Source organism: Myroides sp. A21 (assembly GCF_000807225.1).
Classification (GTDB): domain Bacteria; phylum Bacteroidota; class Bacteroidia; order Flavobacteriales; family Flavobacteriaceae; genus Flavobacterium; species Flavobacterium odoratimimum.
This window is the reverse complement of sequence record NZ_CP010327.1, coordinates 3,626,277-3,646,878: the sequence shown is the minus strand read 5'-3', so window position 1 is coordinate 3,646,878 and position 20,602 is coordinate 3,626,277. Positions and strand designations below refer to the sequence as shown.

Annotated in this window: 13 protein-coding genes and 1 pseudogene; 6 read left to right on the top strand and 8 right to left on the bottom strand. The window is 30.1% G+C overall.

From position 1 onward, the window contains the following. Positions 1-282: 282 nt before the first annotated feature. Both MYRA21_RS16280 and MYRA21_RS16275 read left to right on the top strand, forming a co-directional pair. Positions 283-1,068 carry a sensor histidine kinase gene (locus tag MYRA21_RS16280; RefSeq protein WP_039329866.1) on the top strand — a complete coding sequence of 262 codons (786 nt, stop codon included), beginning with the start codon at positions 283-285 and terminating at the stop codon, positions 1,066-1,068. After that, positions 1,031-1,711 carry a response regulator transcription factor gene (locus MYRA21_RS16275; protein ID WP_039329864.1) on the top strand — a complete coding sequence of 227 codons (681 nt, stop codon included), beginning with the start codon at positions 1,031-1,033 and terminating at the stop codon, positions 1,709-1,711. The genes MYRA21_RS16280 and MYRA21_RS16275 overlap by 38 nt, the downstream gene beginning before the upstream one ends. 156 nt (positions 1,712-1,867) lie before the next feature. Here MYRA21_RS16275 and MYRA21_RS16270 read toward each other — a convergent pair whose 3' ends face one another. The 5 genes and pseudogenes from MYRA21_RS16270 to MYRA21_RS16245 all read right to left on the bottom strand — a co-directional run bounded on the left by MYRA21_RS16270 (position 1,868) and on the right by MYRA21_RS16245 (position 6,066). Beyond that, positions 1,868-2,344, bottom strand: coding sequence for a hypothetical protein (locus MYRA21_RS16270; RefSeq protein WP_039329863.1), 477 nt, complete (start codon positions 2,342-2,344; stop codon positions 1,868-1,870). Between the two features lie 116 nt (positions 2,345-2,460). Further along, positions 2,461-2,889, bottom strand: a complete 429-nt coding sequence (locus tag MYRA21_RS16265) for a hypothetical protein (RefSeq protein ID WP_039329861.1) — start codon at positions 2,887-2,889, stop codon at positions 2,461-2,463. Positions 2,890-2,997: 108 nt separating this feature from the next. Further along, positions 2,998-3,702, bottom strand: a pseudogene (locus MYRA21_RS16260) (transposase); the annotation flags it as partial. Between the two features lie 789 nt (positions 3,703-4,491). Next, complete coding sequence (locus MYRA21_RS16250; RefSeq protein WP_235279970.1) at positions 4,492-5,205, bottom strand: hypothetical protein; 714 nt, start codon at positions 5,203-5,205, stop codon at positions 4,492-4,494. Positions 5,206-5,874: 669 nt separating this feature from the next. After that, complete coding sequence (locus MYRA21_RS16245; RefSeq protein ID WP_235279968.1) at positions 5,875-6,066, bottom strand: hypothetical protein; 192 nt, start codon at positions 6,064-6,066, stop codon at positions 5,875-5,877. 445 nt (positions 6,067-6,511) lie between these two features. Here MYRA21_RS16245 and MYRA21_RS16240 point away from each other — a divergent pair, with 445 nt between their 5' ends. Then, a complete protein-coding gene (locus tag MYRA21_RS16240; RefSeq protein WP_039329854.1) occupies positions 6,512-7,984 on the top strand; it encodes a MauE/DoxX family redox-associated membrane protein in 1,473 nt (490 codons plus the stop codon). A 52-nt stretch (positions 7,985-8,036) separates the two neighbouring features. Next, positions 8,037-8,327, top strand: coding sequence for a DUF6520 family protein (locus MYRA21_RS16235; protein WP_006263862.1), 291 nt, complete (start codon positions 8,037-8,039; stop codon positions 8,325-8,327). A 39-nt stretch (positions 8,328-8,366) separates the two neighbouring features. Here the strand turns inward: MYRA21_RS16235 and MYRA21_RS16230 are convergent, their stop codons facing one another. From MYRA21_RS16230 to MYRA21_RS16220, 3 genes are read right to left on the bottom strand one after another with little or no spacing between them, the layout of a single operon-like run. Then, entirely contained in the window at positions 8,367-10,961 is a 2,595-nt protein-coding gene (locus MYRA21_RS16230) for a S9 family peptidase (protein WP_006263861.1), read from the bottom strand. Then, positions 10,951-12,312, bottom strand: coding sequence for a RagB/SusD family nutrient uptake outer membrane protein (locus tag MYRA21_RS16225; RefSeq protein ID WP_006263860.1), 1,362 nt, complete (start codon positions 12,310-12,312; stop codon positions 10,951-10,953). The genes MYRA21_RS16230 and MYRA21_RS16225 overlap by 11 nt, the downstream gene beginning before the upstream one ends. A gap of 11 nt (positions 12,313-12,323) precedes the next feature. Then, positions 12,324-15,368 (bottom strand): SusC/RagA family TonB-linked outer membrane protein, encoded by a 3,045-nt coding sequence (locus MYRA21_RS16220; RefSeq protein ID WP_039329853.1) that lies wholly within the window; start codon positions 15,366-15,368, stop codon positions 12,324-12,326. Between the two features lie 1,544 nt (positions 15,369-16,912). Between MYRA21_RS16220 and MYRA21_RS16215 the strand changes: the two genes are divergently transcribed. Both MYRA21_RS16215 and MYRA21_RS16210 read left to right on the top strand, forming a co-directional pair. Next, positions 16,913-17,302, top strand: a complete 390-nt coding sequence (locus MYRA21_RS16215; RefSeq protein WP_006263858.1) for a helix-turn-helix transcriptional regulator — start codon at positions 16,913-16,915, stop codon at positions 17,300-17,302. Positions 17,303-17,420: 118 nt separating this feature from the next. Next, on the top strand, positions 17,421-20,468 hold the full coding sequence (locus tag MYRA21_RS16210) for a DEAD/DEAH box helicase (protein ID WP_039329852.1): 3,048 nt from the start codon (positions 17,421-17,423) through the stop codon (positions 20,466-20,468). Positions 20,469-20,602: the final 134 nt, after the last annotated feature.

The window sequence follows — 20,602 nt, the reverse complement described above, 5'->3', positions numbered from 1 at the left end:
TTTTCTAGTGTCAAAAACCATAAATAAGGTCTTTGTAATGATTTTTGTGATTGTTTCTAGTTTTATTGTCATTAATCAGAATTTTATTCAAAAAACAAGCCTAAGACTCTTTAAAAGGGCTGATTTTTATATGGTAATAGGCCTTTTTGTTTATTATAGTGTGACTATACCTTTGTTTGTGTTGTGTAGTTATAGAGCGGATAACAAATTGTATTTTTTAGATTATTGGTTAATTAATATTCTAGCGAGTTTAGCCCTTAGAATTGTAATATCTATTGGAATATGGAAAATAAAATAACTATTATGTTTTGGTTAGGCACAATCTTAGCTACAGTCCTGTGCTGTGTGGTTATAGCTGTGGTGATATTGTATCAAAAAAGACTTAAAGAGTATCAAATTACTCTTTTAAAACAGCGCCTTAGTATTATTTTGGAAGCAGAGCACAAAGAAAGAGCGCGCATAGCCAGGGAGCTTCACGATGGGGTATGTAACGAGTTGGCATGTGTGTTAAGTTCTCTACAGATAATAAAACTCTATCAAGATAAAAAGACAAAAAAAGATGCCTTAAAACAGATAAAGAAAATAACTTTAAACACTTATAATCAGCTTCAAGAGCTGAGTTATCATTTATCTCCACCTTATATTGAGGATAATCCTTTAGAGAGTATTTTATCTGATTATATAGGCCGAATTAACAAGGCAAGTAGTATTGAGTTTAGTTATCACTATGAGCCAGTTAGTTTTGAGTTAGATCAAAATGTAAAACTAACTTTTTATAGAGTAGTTCAAGAGTTGATACAAAACATCATAAAGCACAGTGGGGCTAGTAAGGTAAGTTTAAGACTTCTTTGGGATAAGGGTAAATTTATCTTATTAATTAGTGATAATGGAATAGGATATGATTCTGATATAAAAAGTGATAACGCCAAAAAGGGTATAGGTCTTAGTAATATACATGCTAGATTAAAACAAATTAATGCTGATTTTAGGCATATAAGAGAAGAGAATTCAAATGCAATAGGTATTTATTATGCAAAGCAAAATAATAAAAGTAGCAATAGTAGATGATCACACAGTCTTTCGAGATGGTTTTGAATTGATCATATCTAGGATTAGCTCTGTAGAGGTGGTCTTAAAAAGTTCTAATGGGCTAAAATTATTACAAGGCTTAAAGACAGTAGAGGTTGATATTGTATTTTTAGATATTCAGATGCCTAAAATGGATGGCTATCAAACAGTGGCAGAGTTAAATAAAATCTATCCTTCTTTAAAGGTAATTATACTTTCTAGCTTTTATGATCATCATAGTATCGCTAGAATGCTTAAGTTTAATATCTCAGGATACTTAAGTAAAAAAGCAAAATCAAAGGATATTGAAAAAGCTATTTTAACAGTTAACAAATCGTTAGAGTATTTTGGTAAAAGGGTTAGAAAGACTCTAATAAAACTTAGCTTTGATATAGAAAACACCACATGTGTTTTCTCCCAAAGAGAATTAGAAATTATAACTCTTAGCGCTAGACAGCTTAGCTCCTCTGAAATAGCTGATATCTTACATATTAGTTGTAGGACAGTTGAAAAACACAAAGAAGGTTTACTTGAAAAAACAGGTTCTTATAATTTTACAGGCGTTGTTTTATATGCAATTTCAATGCATTATATTAAAAAACAGGATTTTATAAACAGTTATAAAACCTCTAAAAAAAAATAAATCATAAAAAAAAACTAACTAGTCTACGTAAAAAAAAGCTGTTTGGATACTACATGTATATTCTGGTGAAAGTACACTACTTATTACAGTAAATCAATGTTAAAGTGATAAAATAAAAAAAGCCTGACTCAACCTTTTTATGCTTAGTACACACTTCTAATGAGATGTCCACTGATAATCAAAATTTACTTTGTAATACTTTATTGAGTTTTCTTTATTCAATTTTATATATAGGTTACTATATCTGAAATTTCTTTTATAAGAAAACATATTTTTCCAAAGTTCTTCTTGGTAGTTTTCTTTATGAATTTGTCTATATTGTTCTTCAATATCAAGATAAAACTGATTTAAAGATATTACTTTATGATTTTTCGGTATTTCATCTAAGTTAACTTCTTGGATTAAGTCAAAATAGAAATTATCTGAACTATTTTTATATTGCCATTTTTCTTTAGATTTATTGAAAGAAAACCACTCGGTAGAACTATTTAGTAACTCTTTATCAGTATCTAAAACAAGAACCTGTTTTACTGTTATTTTTTGGCCAAATAAAGGTTTGAAAGCAATTAGTATTAATAGCAGTAGTATAAATTTAAAGTAGTGTTTATTTACAAGTGGTTTTGTTTTTTGCATTTTTATATTCTTTTAAGTTGTATTCTAATGCTTTTTTAAATCAAGTAAAAGATTTACAGTAGTTTAGGATTCCAAAACTGTATTATAAGAGATAAGTCTATAAAATTAGGGTTATATTAATATGAAACGGATATATAGTTAAACCTAACCTTATATAGTTTCTCTGCGTTATCTGATTTTACTCTAACAAAAAGATTTGTAAAATTATAATTACCAAAATACATTCTGCCAAGATCTAAGAATTTTTTATTATAGATATTATTATAGTAGTAGTCTAACATAAACTTATCAAGATCATTTATAGAGTATTCTTTTGTAAAAGCATAAGTAGGTACTTCTTCAAGAAATGTAAATTCATAAGTGTCTAAACGAGCTCCCCCATCATTTGAAGGCAAAAAAATACTTGAGATTTTATTTTTTTCTTCTACTAGTCTGTAGCTTTTGTCTTTAGTTATGCTTACAACAATTGTATCAGTAATATTAACTTGGGCTAATGAAATATTAGCAATAAGACATATGATAATTGATAAAATATAGTTTCTCATATTATTGATATTCAATTGTTCTGTTATTAGTTCTATATATTCAGGTGAATCTTGTACAATAATACGAGTTTTATTAATACTTAACTCAAGTTTCGCACCAATTTACTTTCACGTAGTAGGTTGATATTTAAAGTGGTAATTATTGGATAAAAGTCCAAAAGATTCAATATTATCAATTATTTTAGTTGTAATATCATGAATATCAATAGACTCTACCAATTTTTCCAAAACATCAAGTATTAAGGCTACTACAGCTAATAATCTAACGTTCAATTTGTTTTCAATATAATCTTGTTTAAGGTCTTTAAATAGACCTCCAATAGTTTCATAAGCCTCCATTCTATAGCGGATACTTATGAGTAAATACTGTACAAACACAATAGTTGTTTGCGCTATCTGAATATTAAAGTTTGTCGATTGAGCTTTACCAAGTCCAAAAAGCTGTTTAGCTTCTTTGAAGAATACCTCTATCGACCATCGGATGCTATATATTTCTATTGCTTTGACGAATTTTAATGATGTATCTGTAGTTATTAATGTATGCCATTTACCATTAACGCCACGTTTTGAAACAAATACAGCCACATCAAGCCCCTCAATACTAGCTATATAAGAGTGATAATAATAGTTGAATTTACGACATCTTTTAGGTTTTTTGTCTTGTTTTTTAAGCTGTGAAATCGTTTTAATCTCCGACTGAGCTTCAATCTTGCTATTGTATTTATACATGCCAATAATATGAGTTTTCCCACAGATACTACGTAGTTTTTTAAGTAAACTTATACTTGTAAACCAAGTATCGATTAAAATATAAAATGTATCTCCGTTTAGTGTCATACTACTGATTTAGTGGGAAAACTGTAGCTCTTTAGAAAACATAACTAACTAATATACAATGTTTATAAAAAGTCGTTGTATGTTATTTTGTTGAATAAATAGTCACCTATTCTCCTTTATTACATCCCTAGATTTATAGTCCCTGAAGCTTCTCTTTAAAACTTGCCTTCTATAGTTGTTATAAGTTCTGTATTTTTGTACTCTAGGCTGTTGTTTATTTTTAAACATAATATGTGAGAAATAATTATTCAACATTATGAATATCAGTCTTTTTTACAAAATAGTCTGTCCTTTATTTATTTTAAAATCAATTAATTAATACTTTTATCGTGTACTTAGACCTCTTATTTTAAACAAAAAGATTTGGGAAAAGTACAGCAATTACTATTAGTGATAAAAATAGTGAAATAGAAAAAAAAATAGAGTATAACATTATATAGTTTTTCTTTATTTCTCTATTAATATTTATACTTTCACTCCATTTAAAAGTTTTTATATTATACCACTTAGTGTAAATTATATATAGTATCCCATTAAGGATTAGGAAAAAAAGTCTTACAGTTATATTGTTGAACCTAATTTTTACCCCAAATATTAAATTAACTAAAGAAATTAGTGCTAAATTAAATATAATTAATATGAAGATACATGATATAGTCTTAATAATAGATGTTGCTGCTTTTCTGGATTGACTTTCGTTGTTTTTGTGTACATTATAGAAATAGTAATTTAAATATTTCTCAAATAGTATTTTGTATGCTTCTTCTAACATCTTATAAATTGATAATCATAATTCATTGAATAACTTTGACTAGGATATGCCGCTGCTACTAATCCTACCATTATAGATAATCCACCAAGTATAATTGATGGAGGGCCTGCAATAATAACAGCTGCTATTCCTAAACCAGTTGCTATTGCATTAAAACGATTTGAATCATTCCAATCTCTTTGTCCAGAAGATATTTCTGCTACCGCAATAACTCTGCTTGCTACACCTAAACCTTTACCAACAGAAGCAAGTTTAGTAGGAGTAAATCCAATTTTTTGAATTGTCTTATCAAAGCCTTCTAACATTGTGCCTGCTGCTCCTACTGCTAAACCAGCAGTAGCACGTATTTTTTCAGCAATTTCATTATTAGTAGCATCAGATCCTTCTCCAGATGCAAAATCTATAAAGGAATCATTACTAATATTGTAATGGCTATCACCCGAAGAAGGTCTTTCTGCGAAATCACCATTACTCCAATTGCTATCCGAGCTACCTCCAGAATTACTATTAGTGTAACCACCATCAGAAGTAATTACAATTTCATTTAACCATTCATTAGGTACAGTATCTCGGCTTCCATTACTAATTATTAAAATATTATCCATATCATAGTTAGGTATATTCTCTCTATAATTTGGATCTGAACGTGAGCCTGCCCATGCCCTATAAATACTTTGTTGTTTTTTCTCAGATAGTTCTGGAAACATAATTTCTTTCATAAGTTTTATATTAAAGTGAATGCTACAAGATTAGTTAATAAATCTATCTTTTTTTAGGTGGTTTTTTATACTTTGATTAATTATTTAATTAATGATTAATTAAGTAATTTTATTTATGTTTTTATTTTTAGTGGGTAATTTATTGAGTATAATTTATTTTTTAAAATGCTATATAATGTCATTGATTGTTTTATTAACTTAATTATAGTTTTTTATTTTTAAAATTGTAACATATTTTATATATGTTAAAATGACATGTTTTGACAAAAAGGAATTGTGATTAAAAAAGTAAAAATTTTAGTTAAAAATTTCTAGTAAGTAATAGGATTTTTTAAAGCTTAAAATAAGTGATAAATGACTTTAAGCTTTACTAATAAATAGGTTTATTTTTTAGTAAGTAGTAAAATATTATTTTCTATAAGTACGCTATAATTTATTTTCTATACGTTCTTCATATCAAGATTCCGAGGTTAACTAAGCCTTAAAATTAACTACTAAACAAGACTTAGTACTAAAATAAAACAGACGCTATAAAGTCATAGTATCTGTTTACAAAATCTATTTTAGAACTGTAGCTTCAAGTTCTACAGTTTGACTCTAAAAGAGTCCTTTTAGCTCAAGTACTGTTGTTGCTTGCTGAATTTTGCGTTTAACAAACTACTTTTGTAAAACAGGAAAATGCTGCATCAGTTCAGCAGTAGAAGTTGTATAGATATTTAATCTAGCAATACCTTCAAGAGGATAATCTACTTTTTTAATAACTTTTTGTAAGTTTTCAATACAGAGTAGAAGGTGCGCTTTCATATCCTCTAGAACAAGAGTTAAGGTTAAAGAAGTTACACTTGACATGCCAAATTCTATGAAAAATATTGTAACTAAATGTTTTGTCAATGCTGTGTAGTTAACTGATCGTTTTGAAAACAACAAGATAATGGCATTAAACTTTCCAAAGTGGCACGGTTTGAACCGAAATAACTACATACGTTACTCTAGGTGGCACAAATCAAACCGAAAACTGGCACAAATCAAACCGGAATATCCAACTTAAAAATTAAAAAAATAATCTGTTTTTAATGATTTCTGACTTTATTGCGGAATTTAGAGTTTTTAAAACGTTTTAGTGAAAGATGTTTATTTTAGATAAGCTCAAGCTCAAGGTGTAATGCGAATACTTCAATAAAACAAAACCACTTATATAGACATTCTGTCTCAAAGTAGGACACACTACGTATAAATACGTATTGTGTTGAAATATAGTGATTTGTAGTTTTGACTCTCCCAAAATGCAATCATTATGAAAACTAAGTTTATTTTATTTGTCCGTTATTTTCTTGTTTTACTTTTTGTCTATGCAGCAGTTAGTAAACTTGTTGTCTTTGATGAGTTTAAAGTACAACTTACTCAGTCCCCACTACTAAGTGCTTATGCAGGTAGTATAGCCTATATGGTTTTACTAATAGAGCTTGGTATCTCTTTGCTACTTGTTTTAGAAAAGACAAAACTATTGGCACTTTATTTAAGCTATGGTTTAATGGTTGCATTTTCTATCTATATCTATCTTATTTTAAACTACAGCGATTTTATTCCTTGCTCATGTGGAGGAGTTCTGGAAAAATTAGGATGGAGTGAGCATCTATGGTTTAATATAACAGTATGTATATTTACTTTACTGGCTATCTATTTTTTAGATACAAAAGCAAAGAGCTTTTATTTTTTCTCTGTTTTGTTAACTCTTATAAGCGTTTTAATAGTTATACTTCTTTTTGTGTCTTCTGAACACATTATAAAAAAACAGAATCCTTTTATAAGAAGATACTTGCCTCATGGAGTAGCAGAAAAGGATACCTTAGATTTAAATGTAAATACGTTTTATTTCTCAGGATATTATAAAGACAAGGTTTACTTAGGTAATACTAGATCTCCACTTAGATTTATCAGTGTGGATTCTCTTTTGCAAAGAGAAGACCACTTAATAAAAATTGATTCTACCCAGTTTAAATACACCTATTTGCGATTTAAAACTGCTTATCCCTATTTTTATTTAGCAGATGGATCAATTCCAATAGTTTATAAAGGGCAATTAAACACAACGCAAAAAACAAAACAAACAGAAGTTTTTAGTTTTCAACAGGCGTATTTTAATGACTTTATCCCAATTGATTCTACCTCTGTGGCTATAAAAGGCCAAAGCAGTCAAGACTATAAAAATGTGTTAGGTGTTATAAACTCAAAAAACAGCCCAAGTGTTTCTATCTTCCCAGAGTTATTACAAAGCGATTCTGATGGTGTGTTTGACTCTGATGGAGCTTTTAGTTATAGCCAGTCAAAAGAGAATCTAATCTACAGTTACTACTATAAAAACAAATACTTTATAACCGATAAAAACCTTGTTTTATTAAAAAGACAAAACACAATTGATACAACAAAAACCGCCCTTATAACAGCCACAGAATTAGCCTCTGGAGAGCGTAAGATGATAACTCCAGTAAGCGCTATAAACAAAAAAGTAGTAGTTAAAAACAATCTTCTGTTTATTGTATCAAACTCTCTTGGACAAAACGATTCCAAGGCAATCTGGAAGCAAGCTAGTATTGTGGATATCTACGACTTTAAAAAAGACAGTTATATCGCAAGCTTTTATATCTATCACCTAGGGAAAGAGAAGCTTAAAGATTTAATTGTGACAGACCATTATTTGTATGGTCTATTTGATCAAAAACTTATTCGTTATAGACTGGCCAAATCCCTGACAGATAAGTTTGATTAAAGTTTAGCTTGACCTTTAAAACAAGCTACTAACCAGTAATATTTTATTAATTATGAAAAAATTTCTAAAATCAGCAGGATTGCCAATCGGTGTATTTGCTCTTGCTATCGGAAGTGCGTTTGCAACAAACGCAATGAAAAGCCCATTGGCTATAGAATTAGGTTATCAGAAGATTGATGAAGATGGATTTGAATGTTTTGATCCGGTGATAACGTGTAGTACAGTTGAAGGCCCCGTTTGTACATGGAATGACGGGACAACTACCCATACACTATATGGAAAACATACAGTTCCAAATGTAGGAACAGTATGTACAAAACCTCTGTATCAAATTATTCAATAATTTAAAAATGGACGCCCCAATTTCAGGGGCGTCTTTTGTTTAGTTATTAATCAGTCTCTCTTTTTCAATTCTTGTATAGTATTTTATCCAACGAGTTTCTTTATTATCTACATCTTTTAAATAGTAATCAAACCAATTTAGTAGTCGTTTGGTAAGGTCTAGTTGATTTGAAGGTTGCGTAAAGTGATGTCCTTCTTCTTCATACATTAGTGATATAAAAGTTTTTTTATATCTAAGCATAGCCATAAAAAGCGCTTCTTGATGTCTGGAATTTATAACATTATCTTCTTTTCCTGTAAAGGACAGCAGAGGAGTGTTAATGTTTTCTGCATAGAAAATAGGAGAATTTGAAAAATATAACTCTTTATCTTCTTTAAAAGGTTTTGGCATATTATGCTGTCCTGTTTCAAACTGGAAGTAACTAGGTGATCTGTAATTGTAATTGTATGAAAAATAGTGGCTTGTAAAATCAGTAACTCCGGATCCACTAACAGCTGCTTTAAATAAATTAGTTTGGCTAATAATAAAGTTAGTGGTATAACCACCAAAGGAATGTCCCATAAGGCCTAGTTTGTCTTTATTAATAGCTTTTTCTTCTTGTAATACTTTTTTTATACTTTCCTCTATGCAGTTTAGAGCAGATAGTCCTGGACCTTGTTTATTTGTTAAGATATCGGGGAAGAATACAAAGTAACCTTTTTCTAGATAAAGTTCCATACTAAAACCGACATGATCAAAATAGGTAGGATAGGTAAAATTCTTGGCTACAGAGTTTTGAATTTCATAGGTATGAGTAAGCATTGGATACTTTTTACTTGAGTCGAATTCTTTTGGGTAAAATAGTACTCCTTTTAAATCATTGTTATACTTATCTTTATATGATACTATCTTTTGTTTTTTCCAAGCATAGAGTTTTTTAGGCATAGAGTTTTCTAAAAGAAGTTTGTTTTTTCCATTATGATAAACATATAGAGTTCCAGGTTTATTGAAGTTTTCTAATGAGTATGTCACTGTTTTAAAATCATCACTGTATTTTACATTAGTTATCTTATCACTTGTATTATTTATTATAGAAATTATTTTATTCCCTTCAAGTAATAGAATAGAAGTAGTATCCTCTTTGATATTGTACTTTTCAATTAAAAGTTTACTATTATCTAATATAGTATTTGAGGGAATTTGATCACTTTGGTTATGAAATTTTTGGGCTTGAGAATTTAGGATTTTGTAATGATAATTTGTATTACCACCATCTATTAATATCTTAAAAGTTTTATTTTTAGTATCATATTGCATAAAGTTATTACCCGATACAAAATAAAAAAACTTTTCATCTTTAGACCAATATCTTAATCTGCTTGTATAAGCTCTTGCTCTTGTTGTATCCTCTTTTAAATCAAAGGTGTTTTCTAGAGTCCTTAGCTCTATATTATAAAAATGCATAATTCCTTTTTTAATATAAACAAAATAGTTTGCTTTTGAAGATAAACTAGTTGTATTAAAAGAATTTGGATGGGCTTTAGTAATTAATGTAAGCTTATCTTTTTTAATATCATAGATACTAATGTCTCTTGATCTTGTACGATCTGAATTTACATAATCTATATATTGATTTGGATTATAAACTAAAAGTGCATTCTCTCTTAAAGGAATTGACATGTAATAATTTAAAGTATCTGGTTGATAAACTTTATTGTCTTTGTAATTAAAAACAATATGAGCATCAACTGTCAAATTCTTTATTCTAGGATAAGCGATAGTCATTGCCAAGTGTGTATCATTTGTAGTCCAGAGTTGTATTTTTTCAGTGTCATATGGCTTTTTTATTAAATTATAATGTTGGACTATTTTAAAACTATATTCATTGATTGCTTCAGGATTAATGTAAGAAATAGTAGAATCTAACTCTTGTTTTTTAACTAGGTTAGTTTTGTAGTTAAAAAAAGTTAAGTATGGAAACTTGTTATCATGCTTTTTATTAGGGCTTAAAAATACCACAGGTAGTTTTTTATCCCAGATAACACTTTTAATGGAATCATTAATACTTGTGTTTATAGTCTTTTTTAGACTTTCTAAATTAATTAATTCAATTCCTTTAGTAAAATCACTATACTGAATAAGTAAGTTTTGTCTATTATCACTTATACCTATGAAGTTGATTGTAGATTTAGATTCACTCCAAATCTCTTTAGTTTTAGAGGGAAGCACTTTAATTAGTTTATATAGATTAGTTTTTGTATCAAGATAGAAAATAAGGTTAAGATTATTTATTACTTGTAATTCTGATACATTTAAGATTGATTCAGATTTACTAGTATTGGGGTCAAAAAGAACTATTTCTGTTTCAGAAGAATTAATCTCTATTAGCATATCATTTTTAAGAAATTCAAATCTATTATTTTTTGGCTTTGCTAATAAGAGCTTTCCATTGTGGTTAAAAATAAAGACGCTATCTTTTTTAGAATTAAATAAGAAGTGTTTATTAACAACAGAGAACTTCCCACTTGAAGAAAGTAGTGTGTTGTTGAGTCTACTATAATTTGCACTGTCTTTTATAATTTGGCTATAACAAGTAAGACTGCCTAAAAAAATAAGTATAAGGCTGTAGATAAAATTTAGTGTTCTAGTAGTCATTTTGTGGATTTAAATTAGGGTTAATAAGTATTTCTTTATCTGGATAAGGAAATAGGGCATGTTTGTCTTGCCAGTTAGGCTTTGATGGTTTTAAAAGAGAAAGTTTATTGTTTCTTTTAAGGTCAAAAAAGCGTCTACCGTGTTCTATGAAAAACTCTTTTTGACTCTCTTTAAGCATGGCATCAAGGGTTTGTTCTTTATCTAGTGTATTAGGTAAGGCAACAAGGTTTGCTCTTTGTCTTATTGTATTTAAGTAGGGGATAGCCTCTTTTTCTCTGTTTTGATAGATAAGGGCCTCAGATAAGATAAAATAAGCTTCTTCTATTCTAAAAAGGATAGAACACTCATCAGTATTATCACGTCTGTTTTTGTATTTATAAGCATGAATTTTACCAGTGTTTTGAAATTCTTTAGTCCAAAGTTGCTTTCTAAGATCATTATTGTCAAAACTGCTAAGTAGAGTATTACTTAAGATACTACCAGAGTTACTAGTGAAAAGAACAAATGTTTGTGCTTCATAAGTAGGAGCAACAGTTGCACTATTAGCCATTTGCCAGAGTGTGCTTTTAGATGATTTTTTAAAGACCATAGATAGGTCTGTTTCTATGCTATATAAAGGATTATTCGTAACTAGTTTAGAATAGAACTCTGCTTTTTCATATCTTTTTTGAAGAAGATAATTCTTGGCTAGAATAAGCTCAGCTACTGCTTTGTTTGGATAATATTTATTAGAAGAACTATCACTATAAGTAAGAGTTTCTAATGCTTTTAATAGGTCCTGCTCAATTAGTTTTAAAACTTCTAGAGCTGGTGTTTTTATAATTTTGGTATTAACCTTATAGTTAGTTGTGATTGTATAGGGAATATCTCCATAAATTTGATTGAGGGTTTGATAATACATTGCTCTTAACACATAAGCTTGGGCTAAGAATTGCTCTTTTTCTTCACTAGTAATTCCATTAGAATTATTAACACCACTAATAAAAGAATTAATTGCATAGATATTGGAATAGGAAGTGTTCCACAAAGTTGAGATTACGAATCGAGTAGGATCTAGCGAGTTGTTAAAAAGAAAAAAAGTATCTGATGTAGGAGGAAGGTAAGTAGGGGTTAATTCGTCAGTGTATAAGCCTAGAACTGAACCAATACCTTGACTATTTCCAGTGAATATAGAGACCTCTCTAAGGCTTATATAAAGGTTAGCTAAAGCTGAAGTAGCACTTTGTTTGTCTTTAAAAACATTAACAGTATTTATTTGATCTGTTGGAAGATCAATCTCAATTGTGTCTTCACAGGATTGAAACAGTAGTATAGTTAAAAGTAATAGACTTGAGTTGAATATATTTTTCATAATTAGTAGATTTAAAAAGTTAATTGAACACCAAAAGCGTATGTTTTAAGTGGAGGTAAATAACGTGTTAGAGCATATTCAGGGTCTAAACCGTAGTAGTTTGTGATAGTCCAGAGGTTCTGTCCTTGAAAGTAAAAACGAACAGAGTCTAGTTTACTCTGAGGGAGTTTAAGTATATAGGAAATAGATACATTTTTTAATCTTATGTAAGAGGCATCTCCAACAGTCATATTACTACTTTTAAAAAGATTTATATTATTGAGCATAACAGAATTGTATCCACTAGAGAAATATCCATATTGGCTATTTGGATTTGTAGGTGACCAACTATTTAATATCTCTATTGGCTGATTATAAATTGAACCTGGAACAGTTATATCATAATTGAAATTATAATTGGTTTGTTTAACAAATTGAAATAGAAAATCAAGACTAAAATTCTTATAAGAAAGTGTGTTTTGAATTCCTCCGTGATACTGAGTTTTAATCTCCTGTATGTTATGTTTATCAAATCCTGACGTTATTTTACCATCATTATTGTAATCTGTAAAAGTGTATTGACCTGTTAATGGATCTATGCCTTCAAAGTTGTATAGTTTTCTTACAGAGGTACTCTTTCCTACAATAAACTGATCAGCATAGGTAGAAGCTTCTAGATTAGGGAAGGAAAGTAGTGTGTTTTTTGGAAAGGAAATATTAAAACTCGTGGTCCAGCTAAAGTCTTTAGTTTTAATATTCTCTGAATTAAAACTAAATTCCCACCCTTTATTTTCAACTGTAGCTGGTAAATTATCTTGTATAGAGGCAAAACCAGTTGTGGCTGGAAGCGGTATTCCTACAAGTTGATTAGAAGACCTATTTCGATAGTAAGCAAGTTCAAACTGTAATCTATCATTAAATAAGGCAACTTCAAGAGCCGCTTCTAACTTTTTAGTTTTTTCCCAACTAAAATCAGGATTGTAAAGTCTTGAGGGAACAAGGCCTGTTATATCATTATAGTTATTGGGGTTAAGGGTGTATGTATCTAAATACTGGTAGTCTCCAATATTATCATTACCCGAAGTTCCATAACTAGCTCTAAGTTTTCCAAAACTAAGCCATGAGGAGTTTTTTAAAAAGTGTTCTTTTGAAAATACCCAAGCAGCACCAATTGCTGCGAAGTTTCCAAATTTATGACTATCTCCAAAACGAGAAGAACCGTCACGTCTAGCAGTAAGGTTTAGTATATATTTACTATCATAATTCATATTTAACCTTCCAAAGACTGCAACGTATTTATACTGTAGATTAGCAGATTGCATTATTGTTTTAGTCTTTGCTGCGGAAATATTAGATATAAAATCATTTGTTTGAAAGTTAGAGCCTACTATGTATAAAGCTCCTGTATTACTTTCTTGGTAAGTTAACCCAACAAGAGAGTTTACAGAGAGTTTTTCCAGGTTAAAAACATAGTTTAGCTGTGGCTCTAAAATATAGGATTTATTATCTCTAATAGTGTTCTCTGCTTTGGATTGTTCTGAGGTATAGCCTTTAGCAGGATTATGAATAGTATGAGGCGTTAGTTTTTTTTCTTCTGTGTTAGATCTATTATATCCTGTATTTAATTTTAAATACATGTTTTTTAAAAGTTCATAACTAAGATCAAGGTTTAATACAAGATTGTTATTATCATTGTGATAGGTCTCTTGCATAGAAGAAATAGGATTTGTATCCCCTACAAACCCCCAATTTAAACTTCCATCAGCATTATAAAGACTTGGTGCGTTAGGAGATAGAGTAAGAGCTTGAGGCGTTAAATCAGTTGCAATTAGATTGTTTTTTTGTAAAGAGTAGTTAGTTGATGAGTTTAACTGAAATCTTCCATCTTTACTGTTGTGATTAACATTAATTAAAAACGTATTTCTCTTGTAGCCTTTATCTGTTGGGAATACCGTTGTTTGGTTGTTGTAATTGGCTGAGGCGTTAAAATGAGTAGTTTCACTTCCTCCATTTACTCCAAATTGTATGCTTTGATTTTTAGCTGTTCCACCTATTAGTTCTTTTTGCCAATCGGTATATCTGTTTCTATCCCAAGTTCCATTTATATCTAATGCATCAGAAGGAAAGGTTGTGATCCCATCATTTATAAAAGCTTGGTCTCGCATTTTATTAAACTGCTGGGTATTTAATAATTTCATTTTGCTGGCTACCTTGCTAAAGGAAGTTGAAGTGGAAAGAGAGAAAGAGAGTTTATCTGATTTGTTTTTCTTTGTTGTTATAAGCACTACACCATTAGCTCCGCGAGAACCGTAGATAGCCGTTGCATCAGCGTCTTTTAAAATTTCAATGCTTTCTATATCTGAGGGATTAATAGAATTTAAGATATTAGTTTCATTATAAGGTAGTATAGTTCGTGCAAGAGAAGAATTCGCAAGATTACTAGTTGGAATTACCACTCCATCAATTACATATAAAGGGGAATTTGCATTTATACTGCTAATTCTATGGCCTCTAAGACTATTTCTACCGCGTATTTGTATATCAAACCCTCCACCAGGTACACCTGTGTTTTGAGTAATGTTAACCCCTGCCATTCTTCCCTGAATAGCTTGAAGTGGGTTAATAACAGGTTGTAATTCTAAATCCTTGGCAGTAACTCGAGCGATACTTCCTGTACGCTCGCGGTCTTTAACGGTGTAATAACCTGCGTTTATAACTACTTCATCAAGCATGTCTTGATCTTGTAAAAGAGTAATGTTATAAACAGACTCACTAGTTATTGTGATTTCTTTAGGTTTGTATCCGATATAAGAAACAAGTAGAGTATCTCCAGCTAAGACCTGTAAAGAGTATCTTCCCTGAAGATCTGTGCTTATAGCCACATCTGTTCCTTTTATCTGTACAATAGCTCCTATAAGCACTGTTGAGTTATCTTTTACTACTCCGTGAATAGTCTTTTTTTGATAATCTACATTAAATAGACTATCTTTAGCTACGGCATAGCCACAGGTAAAGGTAAGGCTGGTTAAAAGCAGTACAATCCCATAACTGGTATTGGTTAAAAATTGAGTTTTCATAATTGTTATAGTTGAAAATGATACAAGAAGACTTTAAATCCTTAAGATTTTTATTGCCGTAGTACTTAAATAGGCCTTTGTATCAAAGGTTAGTTAATTGGTTTTTATATATTGTTTTAATAGAACTATCTCCCTTTGCTCTTTAACATGTCTCCCAAAATGTGTAACAAGAGCTCAGGGAGAATAGTCATGGACTTTTAGTATGACTTAAAATCCCTTTAAGCCATACAATGTGTTGTTTGTGTTTTGTGCCTACAGACTTAGCTACTTTTAAAACCTTCTTACTAGTTAATTTCAAACAAACCCAACTAATTAAGCAGTAGCCTGTAGACGTTTTTTTTCCATAATGTGATAGTGTTTTATTTGGTTAATAAATAGTACAGCGGATCGTATTGTTTCATAGCATTTTTATCCTTACTAACTAAATTATTTACTGCCTATTAGGTTTAAAAAGATGTGATAACTAATAGGCAATAGAGGTCCTGTACGCATCCAAGAACTGTTCTTGGATCTAGCGTAAAATGTAATTTTACTTGGTAAACTATATGTGAATCCCTTAGAGTTAGGGCTAAGTTGTTTATGAAATCAAAGTCTTAAAAAAACATAACTCTAAGGGTGGTTACACAAGAATCTAATCATAGGCTAAATGTGAATTTGGTTACTACTAATTGTTGTTTGTTGTAATAAATAATTGAAAAAATTTCGAATTGAATCATTCGATAAGTCCATTAAGGATAAGGTATTGTAAGTACTATAAAAATTATACTTACAAATCTACCTTGCTTGTTTAAACCTTTATAGCCTAATTGGGAGACGGCTAAAAATTAAAGGTTTATGCGGTATGTTGAGGTATAGAACACTTGTTTCTAATACCTTAATTCTCTTGGATAGTCTAACACCTAGATGTTAGACTATCGCATTTTGTCATCTTTTGTTAAAAAAATACTAGTTAGAGTAAGTTTTCTTTTTGGAAAACATTAAGAAAGGGTTTACTTTTAGAGTGCGAATCATTTAAAGAAAAACCAATCTTGCTTAAAACACTAGTGTTTTTAAGTAAAGATGTAGTGTAAATAAATCAAGGAATCACGGCCTTTTTTTATCACACTATTTGTATGAGAACAATTTAGAGTTTGAACCTTATACTGTGTTTTTCTTTTTAAGAATCACAACAGAGAGTGGTTAAAACAAAAAATCGCTCACATAGATTATATGAACGATGTTTCTCAAGTATTAATGGAGTATTTTATACTAATAGGTGAACTCCATTGCTTTAGAAAGCGGCATCGCAAAGCCTCATGACAAAGTCATGTTTCCACAAAAGACTTACATGAAGTTCGCCCTACTAGATTTACAAAAATAGTAAAATCTAATAGATATAGTGGCGAACTCAAGTGTCCTCATGTGGATTATTTGCGATTTTCTTTCATGAGAGACATCTAGTATGAAACACAAAATGCTGTGTTTCATGTTTTCGCTGTCGAAAATATTTATTCAAATATAATAAAAGTTTGTGTAAAACTCAAACTTTTTAAAATAAAACATATATGAGTAATTTTAAAATCAAGAATAGGCTTAAAGAAGTAGCCGATTTTAGAGGGGTTAGTAATAAATTAATAGCTATGCTTCTCAATGTTCATTATACGACTGTAAGTCATTGGATGAGTAATCGTTATCAACCTAGTAATGTTAATGTTGGTAAATTACTAGATTTATTGGAAGTTGATTATAATGATTTGATTATAACTGAGGGGAGTCCGAAGTATACAGGATTAGGTAAGCTACTTGAAGAGGAGTATTTATATTTAACTAAAGTAAAAAAACTACCTTATGAAATTATTGAATTCAATGATGAAACAAAAAAGAACGATAAAGTATACAATCCCAAAATTATAGAAGCCCTTAAAGAGTTGGAGAAAAAACATATTAAAGGATAGTTACTATCTCAAAAGCCATAATAAGCCAAATCATCCCCATAGCTTCCTATTTGTATATGGTAGCTTATTTAAAGTGTTTTTTGATGTGGTTTATTATAGTAATTAAAGAAAAAGAAAATTGACACAACAACACAACATACTAAAGTATTGGAGAGACATTGAGGTATTTAATCTACCTGGTTTTAATAAAAACGCTGTTTTATTAGATTTAAATCAGATCCTGCCTTGGATGCTTGACCAGACAAAGACTAAAGATAATTATAAGTGGAGGTACACACTTTTTTTTGGTAAAATTGGCAATAGCAATATTATTAGCTATTTAAATACATTACTTAAATCAGAACAGATTCAAGATTGGCAAGAACTTGTAACTGGTTTTAGCTGTTTATCCGCCTTAATACTTAATGAAAACGGATCTATAGAACAAGATAGTTACATACTGGCTAGTTATATACTAGGAATTAACGCTCTTAAAAGCGGTAAAGACTTATCTACTATATCTGAAGAACTAGAAAAGGTTAAGGAAGATTTTCTAGAAAGACATAATATACTTGATAACTCTAGTAACTCACATCAGCAAAGTGATAAGCCTTTTTGCTTAACACAAATCCAAAATGAGATTGCTTATCTGTCTTGGCTAGCTCCTTGGCTTAATTCTGATATTAAAGTGTTTGTTTTAAAAGAGCAAGTTTATAAGGATAGTGAGGCTGTAATTAGCTTTTTAAATAGTTTTTTCCTTGATGATCTTAACTATTTAACTAGTATAAAAACAAGTGAATTCAGCCCTAGTTTAAAACAATATCTTACCCTTAAACCCAGTATTGATAAAAGAAGAGACTTAATAAAAGACAAACAGCATTTATTTGAGGCTCTTAATCCTTGCTATCTTACAATGGGAAGATGGCCTTCTAAAATTGAATATGGACTTTACTCGGCTCAAAGCGCGGCGGTAAACACAATCTTTAAAGACCTTAAGGACTCTGAAGGGATTCAAGGTGTAAACGGGCCTCCTGGTACTGGTAAAACTACACTATTGTTAGATGTTATTGCTGAGGTAATTGTTAAAAGAGCACTTGTTATATCAGATTTAGGTTGTGATCATATTTTTGATCAAGGACATAATGTTATACCTAAAGAAAATGGCTTTGATTTATATACCTATCCTCTTAATACAAAACTTCAAAGAGATTTTGGAATTGTTGTGGCAAGTAATAACAATGCAGCAGTTGAGAATATAACTAAAGAGTTACCTGCTAAATCAAAAATAGATAATGAAACATTTTCAAAGGCTAGTTATTTTTCAAACTATTCCCAAAGGCTTATACATCAGCCTAGTTGGGGAGTTTTAGCAGCAGCTCTTGGAAATAGTGAAAATAGAGCACTTTTTAAACAGGCCTTTTGGGAATCTAATGAAAAAGAAAACCATTTTGGTTTTGAAGCTTTGCTTTATAGTGTTTATAAAAAGACAGATAATACTGATCTTTACGCTAGAGAGTTTGAAAAGCAAAACCAAAAATTCAAATCCTTGACAAGCGAGTTTACTCAGTTTCAGAGTCTTTCTAGTAAATTTCATGATTTACTCCCGCAGTGTATTGAAAATCAGAATCAAAAAGATAAACACTTATCTGAGATAATATTAATTGATAAAAAAATTAAGGATTGTGTAGATAGAGAAAAGATACTTTTAAATCAAAAACAGGAGTTAGAAAATGATTTTAGCAAAATAGAATCTACTTTAGGGGTTTTATCACTTAGGAAACCTTCTTTTTTGTTTTTTCATAAACTTTTTAAAACCAGTGATTTTAAAAGTTGGGATGCTCAGGCTAGTGAAATACTACAAGAGTTTAATAAAATAAACAAACAAATATCTGATTTGAAAAATCAGATAGACAGCTGTTTAAAAAACATAAAGGATTATCAATTAGAAAAAAAAGCACTAGGTCTTGAGATTGAAAAACTCGATGAGTTTTTTATCTATTATAATGATATTAAAAAAGAATTAAACCACAAATACGGCATTGATACTAATGATATTTGTGATTTTAAATTTTTAGATAAATCAATCAAGCAGATACATCTTTTAAACCCATATCACTCAAAGAAGATAGCACATTTAAGAAGTGAGATATTTTTAACAGCTTTAAAATTACATGAAAATGCGATTTTAGTTAATGCAAAAAAAATTAGAAATAATCTAAATGCATATTTTCAGCTAATACAAAACACGATAAAAACAGATGATAAAATCTATCAGAATCTTTGGGATACATTTTTTTTCTGTGTTCCTGTTGTATCAACCACACTAGCCTCTGTGGGTAGGTTATTCTCTAGTTATAGTAAACAGCAAATAGGCTGGCTGTTACTTGATGAGGCAGGTCAAGCTACAGCTCAATCCGTTGTAGGGTTGATTCAAAGATCTAAAAGATGCGTAGTAGTTGGAGATCCATTACAGGTAGAACCTGTAGTTACAATGCCTGTCGAGCTTGTAAAAAGACTAAGACAGGAATATAGGGTTGATATTGCGTGGTCTTATTCTAAAACATCAGTACAACAATTAGCAGATAGAATCTCAAAATATGGAACTTACATGGATGTAAGTGGAACTGATAAGAAAATATGGACTGGTTTTCCGCTTCGAACACACAGACGTTGTGATGATCCAATGTTTAGAATTGCCAATGATATTGTCTATAACGGACAAATGGTTAAGGCCACTAATCTAACCTTTGAGGAGGAATCATTAGCAGTATCGCAGTGGTATAATGTCAGTGATCAAGTAATACTTCAAGACAGACATGTTGTTATTGATGAGGTAAGACTATTAAAAGAAAAGATTTTTCAATTAAGAAGCTCAGGGTTTAATAAGCAGATTTATGTAATCTCTCCCTTTAAATCAATAGCTCGTTATTGTCACAATGAATTTTTATATGACAAAAAGATAGAATGTGGAACCATACACAGATTCCAAGGAAAGGAGGCCGATGTTGTATTTTTAGTTTTGGGTAGTGATCCTAGATCACAAGGAGCAAGAAACTGGGTTAGTCAGAAACCCAATATGCTAAATGTAGCCTTAACTAGAGCAAAGAAAAGGTTTTATGTAATTGGTAATAAAAACCTATGGGGTAATTGTGATTATTTTAATGTAATGGCCAAGGAGTTAAAATAGCTTTAGAGTATCTATAATAAAAACAAAAAACACAGAAGGTTAAATACTACTGTGTTTTTGTTTTTTTACTAACCTAGTGCTTTGTAATTGTACAAGATTTTTAAATAATAGTCTTAGTCCTATTTTTTTATATG

Coding starts and splice junctions, on each gene's coding strand:
- MYRA21_RS16265 (WP_039329861.1), bottom strand. CDS start 2,889: ATGAGAAACTATATTTTATCAATTATCATATGTCTTATTGCTAATATT.
- MYRA21_RS16245 (WP_235279968.1), bottom strand. CDS start 6,066: ATGTCAAGTGTAACTTCTTTAACCTTAACTCTTGTTCTAGAGGATATG.
- MYRA21_RS16280 (WP_039329866.1), top strand. CDS start 283: ATGGAAAATAAAATAACTATTATGTTTTGGTTAGGCACAATCTTAGCT.
- MYRA21_RS16230 (WP_006263861.1), bottom strand. CDS start 10,961: ATGACTACTAGAACACTAAATTTTATCTACAGCCTTATACTTATTTTT.
- MYRA21_RS16240 (WP_039329854.1), top strand. CDS start 6,512: ATGAAAACTAAGTTTATTTTATTTGTCCGTTATTTTCTTGTTTTACTT.
- MYRA21_RS16270 (WP_039329863.1), bottom strand. CDS start 2,344: ATGCAAAAAACAAAACCACTTGTAAATAAACACTACTTTAAATTTATA.
- MYRA21_RS16225 (WP_006263860.1), bottom strand. CDS start 12,312: ATGAAAAATATATTCAACTCAAGTCTATTACTTTTAACTATACTACTG.
- MYRA21_RS16275 (WP_039329864.1), top strand. CDS start 1,031: ATGCAAAGCAAAATAATAAAAGTAGCAATAGTAGATGATCACACAGTC.
- MYRA21_RS16235 (WP_006263862.1), top strand. CDS start 8,037: ATGAAAAAATTTCTAAAATCAGCAGGATTGCCAATCGGTGTATTTGCT.
- MYRA21_RS16250 (WP_235279970.1), bottom strand. CDS start 5,205: ATGTTTCCAGAACTATCTGAGAAAAAACAACAAAGTATTTATAGGGCA.
- MYRA21_RS16220 (WP_039329853.1), bottom strand. CDS start 15,368: ATGAAAACTCAATTTTTAACCAATACCAGTTATGGGATTGTACTGCTT.
- MYRA21_RS16215 (WP_006263858.1), top strand. CDS start 16,913: ATGAGTAATTTTAAAATCAAGAATAGGCTTAAAGAAGTAGCCGATTTT.